Below are 2,767 nucleotides of genomic sequence, written 5' to 3' on the forward strand. Positions count from 1 at the left end.
TGAGCACGATCACCCCGACGAGTCGGCGGCCATCCCAGAGACCCACGGCACGGCCGCCGAGGCCGAGCACCAAACATCCCCACATGGGTGGGGAGAACTCCATGTCCGCGCTCGGCTACCCTCGCGACCTCGTCGACTCTGAAGCCCTCTGCGCCCGCGAGGACTTCCGACAGGCACTCGCCAGCGCGGTCTCCAGCACCTTGCCCACACTCCTGCAAGCTGACGGGTCAGACGAGCCTTCAGGAACAGGTCGGCTGATCGTCCGCCGCTTTTCTGGCCCAAGGTCCCTACGGTGCGCGGGCGAGGGCACAACGCTGACCGTTATCGCCGGAACCTGGGACCTCATCCCGATCATCGACCATCTACCGGGGCAGTCGGACCCACCGTCCGGCACCTACGGCCTCCCCATGAAGGTGAAGGGGACAGCGCTGATCACCGAGGACGGCACGCAGTCCGGCACTATCGAGTTCTCCCCGCTCAACATCACTATCGGAACCGGCTGACAGACCGCACGCCTTCAGCCTCGCCCCCCCGTGCCTCCGCCTGAAGGCCATCGTGCCGCAGCACACTCACTGCGCACACCCGGCGAGAGCTGCCGGGCCTCCGGACACCTCTGAGCCCCAGATAGCCGGCCGGGGCGGGCCGCCACGAGTTTGCTCCGATGCCTGCAAGCGGCCAACTATCGCCGGATCACGCCCCGGAGAGTTCCCTCGGCAGGGGAGGAACGCGCCGGAAAGAATACGGCGTCAGCACGCTGACGGCATCGAACTCGGCCTGGAAAGGCCGAACCCGCTTGTGGCGCCGGCGTTGCACCTCAACCCCGCTGCGCCGGTTGACCTCCGCCGAACCAAGTCGGTCTGGCACAGCGAACCCCGTGCGAAGGGACTCCCGCACACATATGGACCAGGACCTCGGGCGCATATCGGCATGTTGCGCCCGGTTACTGTTCCAGGACCACGGGGAGCGCGGCGGCGTTCACCCACTCGGCCAGCTGGACCTTGTCCACCGGCTTCATCTCGCCCTGGAACAGCAGCGCCTGGCCGTCCTTCACGGTGTCCTGCCAGGCCTGGGTGGCGAACACGTACGTCGCGCCGTCCGTCAGCCGCTGGGCAGGCTGCTCGTCCGGCGCGAAGGTAACCCGCACCGTGCCTCGTACATCGCCGCGCAGCACCGAGTCCACCTCGACCCGGTAGATGTCGGTGGTCAGGTGTTCCAGCACCCGCTGTTCCTCGAAGGCCAGCACACGGCCGGTGAAGACGTCCTCGGCGTGCGGTGCGGTGCCGGCCGGGCTCTGCGCGTCGTATCCCCGCAGGACGTGTCCGGAACTGACCTGACCCTCCAGATGCTGGTAGCCGGCCCACCCGCCCGCCGCCAGCACCGCGGCGCTCACGGCACCCGCTGCCAGGGCCATCGTCTTCGTGTTCATGTTCATGTTCATCCCCACAGTGCGTGATACGCCTTGACGTCGTTGGCTGTCGGCTTGTCGATCTTCTTTCCCTGGATGTGGCCGTAGTGCGCCCACATCAGTGAGGGGTAGCTTCCGGTCCCGTATGCCTTGTGACAGAACCCGAGCGCGTGCCCGAGCTCATGGGCCGCGACGCGTCTGCGGTGAGCGTCCTTGCCCAGCGACTTCCCCGGGTCCAGGTACGCCCTGTTCATCCAGAGGTAGTCGGTTCCGGTGTTGGGGTCCCACTTGCCGTAGACGAGCTTCCACCCCTTCCCTGTCTGGTTCGTGTCCTTCCACTCCAGGTCGGCATAGCTCGTCGCCCCGTCCGCCTTGATCCGCACTTGTCGGAGCGTGCCAGCCGACCAGACTCTGACCGCCTGCTGCCGCGCGTCGTCGAACCTGGAGCTGTCGTCCCACGCCAGCTCGGTGCCGTCCACCGACGAGCGGCCGCGTGAATCCGACTCGCCCTTCTCGCACAGGTGTGGTCTGACAGTGGTCGGGGCGGCATGGGCCGGAACGGGAACCGTCAGCAGCACGAGAGAGGCCGAAGCAGCCGATAAGGCCAAGGCGTTGATCCTCATAGTTACTGCACGATAGCGCTACGTGACGACGGATTTCATGTACTTCATTGCGATACCTCCCGACACCGCGCACGCCAGTGGTCAGGCGCCGTACCAAAGGAGCTTCCCGGTGGTCCGGGCTTCGACAGCGCCCCTCGGTCGCGTGGCGGCACCTTGCCGTACGGGTCGAACGCCAGGGCACCCCGCCACAGCCATTCCGCAGGGATGCGCTCCCGCGTGAAGGAGCCCCAGAGCGTCATCCTCAACATCAGCGCCTGGCCGCCGCTGCCCGTGACCGGCCTGCAACACCGTGGAACGGCAGGGACTTGACTGTTCACCGGTTCCCGTAGGTAGTACTGCTCATGGCCCCAGGGCCCGGTCCTCAAGGTATTTCGTCCGGACAGTTTCGCCGTCGCCGACCTCGCTCACACCGGACACGATCGCCGAGCGCATCGCTGCGGCCGGCGTGACCCACCGCTTCCGCGGCAACCCCAAAGGCCCCGACCAAGAGGTGACCCTCTACGAAGAGGCGGCGGCCCTCCTTGAGGAGCGTGGCGTCGACGTGCTGCGCGTCAACTCCTCGGCGCTCACTCCTTCGGCGGTCGCTGACCGAATCGCTGAAGCGATCTTGCATCGGCAGATACGGTCGTTCCCTCACCAGCCCAGCCCCCCCCATTACCGTTTTCGTTGGCTCCGCAACGGAGCTTCCGGCCTCCGGGACCGGCATGACTTCCCCCCCTTGTTGACCATGATCCGGGGG

At 66.8% G+C, this 2,767-nt stretch carries 3 protein-coding genes and 1 pseudogene; 2 read left to right on the forward strand and 2 right to left on the reverse strand.

Annotation, left to right across the window (positions count from 1 at the left end):
- Positions 1–101 precede the first annotated feature (101 nt).
- The gene (locus ACWGIG_RS38275) at positions 102–503 is read left to right on the forward strand and encodes a hypothetical protein (protein WP_453326341.1); all 402 of its coding nucleotides are present in this window, start codon (positions 102–104) and stop codon (positions 501–503) included.
- A 437-nt stretch (positions 504–940) separates the two neighbouring features.
- Here the strand turns inward: ACWGIG_RS38275 and ACWGIG_RS38280 are convergent, their stop codons facing one another.
- Both ACWGIG_RS38280 and ACWGIG_RS38285 read right to left on the reverse strand, forming a co-directional pair.
- Complete coding sequence (locus ACWGIG_RS38280) at positions 941–1,426, reverse strand: hypothetical protein (protein WP_453326342.1); 486 nt, start codon at positions 1,424–1,426, stop codon at positions 941–943.
- An 8-nt stretch (positions 1,427–1,434) separates the two neighbouring features.
- The gene (locus ACWGIG_RS38285; RefSeq protein WP_453326343.1) at positions 1,435–2,028 is read right to left on the reverse strand and encodes a matrixin family metalloprotease; all 594 of its coding nucleotides are present in this window, start codon (positions 2,026–2,028) and stop codon (positions 1,435–1,437) included.
- Between the two features lie 445 nt (positions 2,029–2,473).
- Between ACWGIG_RS38285 and ACWGIG_RS38290 the strand changes: the two are divergent.
- Positions 2,474–2,767 (forward strand): annotated as a pseudogene (locus ACWGIG_RS38290) (hypothetical protein); the annotation flags it as partial.

It is taken from the genome of Streptomyces sp. NPDC054863 (genome assembly GCF_053610825.1).